At 76.5% G+C, this 2,593-nt stretch carries 1 protein-coding gene; it reads right to left on the bottom strand.

The window, feature by feature from the left end; translation table 11 throughout:
• On the bottom strand, window positions 1–2,593 hold a 2,593-nt coding region (locus VM95_RS37275; protein WP_045705756.1), incomplete at both ends, for an acyltransferase domain-containing protein.

Genomic DNA, 2,593 nt, shown 5'->3' with positions numbered 1-2,593 from the left:
GGTGGCCTCCCGGAACGCGTCGCGGAAGCCCAGGTCGCGCGAGTTGGCGATCCGCTCGGTGGGCACGTCCAGCGCCCGCACGGCGTCCCACTTGGCGGGACTGGCGGTGGCGAACACCTCCGCGCCGAAGTGGTGCGCCAGCTGGATCGCGGCCATGCCGACACCGCCGGCCGCCGCGTGCACCAGCAGCTTCTCGCCCACCCGCAGGCCGGCCAGGTCGACCAGGCCGTAGTAGGCGGTCAGGTAGACCACCGGAATCGCGGCCGCCTCGGCGAAGGTCAGACCGGCCGGCATCGGCGCGACGGTCCGCCGGTCGGCGACGGCGACGGGGCCGAAGGCGTCCGTCACCAGGCCGAAGACGCGGTCGCCGGGCTTCAAGTCGGTGACGTCGGCGCCGACTTCGAGCACCACGCCGGCCGCCTCGCTGCCCAGCGGCGCCTCACCCGGGTACATCCCGAGCGCGATCAGCACGTCACGGAAGTTGACGCCCGCGGCCCGCACCCCGATCCGCACCTCGCCGACGCCGAGCGCGCGGGCGCCGTCCGAGGGCAGGATCGTCAGGTTCTCCAGCGAGCCCTTCTCGGTGCTGCCCAGCCGCCACGCCGGTCCGGACGGGCCGGCGGCGGCGCGGCCGAGCCGCGGGGCGAGCAGCGCGCCGGCGCGCACGGCGAGCTGCGGCTCGTCGAGGTCCGCGAGGGCGGTCCAGTCCGGCTCGGCCGCGCCGTCGGTGTCGACGAGGACGAACCGGCCGGGGTGCTCGGCCTGCGCGCTGCGCAGCAGGCCCCAGGCCGGCGCCTGCGCGAGGTCCACCGACTCGGCGCCGACGGCGACCGCGTTCCGGGTCACCGCGACCAGCGTGGCCTCACCCAGCCATTCGCTGGCGAGCCAGAGTTGGGCGAGCGCGAGGGTGCGCTCGGCGACCGCGCCGGCGGCCCGGGCGGGGTCCTCCCCGGCGGCGCCGTCGATCGCGGCGAGCACCAGGTCCGGTCCGGCCGCGCCGGCTTCCAGCGCCTTCTCCAGCGCGGCCAGGTCGGCGAAGCGCTCGCCCGGCGCGTCGAGCTCGCCGAGGACGGCGATCCGGGCCTGCGACGGGGTGCCGGTGACCGGCGTCCACTCCAGCTGGAACAGCTCGTTCTGCTCGCCCCGGGCGCGCAGCTGCGCCGGGTCGACGGGACGCACGGCGAGGCTGTCGACGGCGACGACCAGCTCGCCGTCCCCGTCCGCGACCTCGACCCGGAACGCGGACTCGCCGGCGCCGGTGATCCGCACCCGGGCCCGGGCGGGGGCCGGGCGGCCGAGCCGCACGCCGGACCAGGAGAACGGCAGGTCGGGGGCGGAGCCGGCGTCCTTGTCGAGCATGCTGGCGTGCAGCGCGGCGTCGAACAGCGCCGGGTGAACAGCGAAGCCGTCGACGGCCGTGTCCTCGGGCAGCGCCACCTCGGCGTACACCTCGGAGCCGCTCCGCCACACCGTCTGCACGCCCTGGAACAGGCGGCCGTAGTCGAGCCCGAGGTCGGCCAGCCGCTCGTACAGGGCGTCGGCGGAGGACTCGACGGCGGCGACCGGCGGCCACACGGCGGGGAACGGCGCCACGGGCCCGGCCTCGGCGGCGAGCCGGCCGCGGGCGTGCCGGACGGTGTCGCGGGCGCCGTCCGGGCCGGTGCCCGCCTCGGCGAGGGAGTGGACGGACAGCTCGCGGCGCCCGTCCTCCCCCGGCGCGCCGACGGTGACCTTGACGTGCCGGGCGACACCCTCGTCGAGGATCAGCGGCGCCTCGAAGACCAGCTCGTCGAGGAGTTCGCAGCCCAGGTGCCGGGCGGCGGCGAGGACGAGTTCGACCAGCGCGGCGCCGGGGACGATCACCGCGCCGAGGACGACGTGGTCGCGCACCCACGGCTGCGCCTCGGTGGAGAACCGGCCGGTGAACACCCACTCGTCGCGGTCGCCGACCTGCACGGCCGCCGCCAGCACCGGGTGCCCGATCCGGTCCAGCCCGGCCGCGACGACGTCGCCGCCCTGCGCGGACGGGGTGAGCCAGAACCGCTCGCGCTGGAAGGCGTACGTCGGCAGGTCGACGCGCCGCGCGCCGGTGCCGGCGAACACGGCCTCCCAGTCGACCTTCACCCCGGCGGCGTGGGCCTCGGCCAGCGACAGGGAGAACCGCTCCGGGCCGCCCTCGTCCCGGCGCAGCGAGCCGACCACCGAGACCCGGCCGGTCGCCTCCGCCGCCTCGACGGTGTCCCCCACCGCCATGGTGAGGACGGGGTGCGGGGAGGCCTCCAGGAAGCAGCCCATGCCCTTGTCGATCAGCGCCCGGATGGCCGGCTCGAAGCCGACCTGGCCGCGCAGGTTGGCGTACCAGTAGGCGGCGTCCACGCCCGCCGTGTCGATGAACTCGCCGACGACGGTGGAGTAGAACGGGATCCGGCCGCTGGTCGGCTCGACCGGCGCGAGAGCGGCGAGCAGCTCGGCCTCGATGATCTCGACCTGCTGCGAGTGCGAGGCGTAGTCCACCTTGACCTTGCGGGCCCGGACGCCGTCGCGCTCGCAGGCCTCGAACACCTCGTCCAGCGCGGCGACTTCACCCGCCACG

It is taken from the genome of Streptomyces rubellomurinus (assembly GCF_000961885.1).
Taxonomy (GTDB): domain Bacteria; phylum Actinomycetota; class Actinomycetes; order Streptomycetales; family Streptomycetaceae; genus Kitasatospora; species Kitasatospora rubellomurina.
Note: the sequence above shows the minus strand (reverse complement) of the source record. Positions and strands in the feature narration are given on the sequence as shown.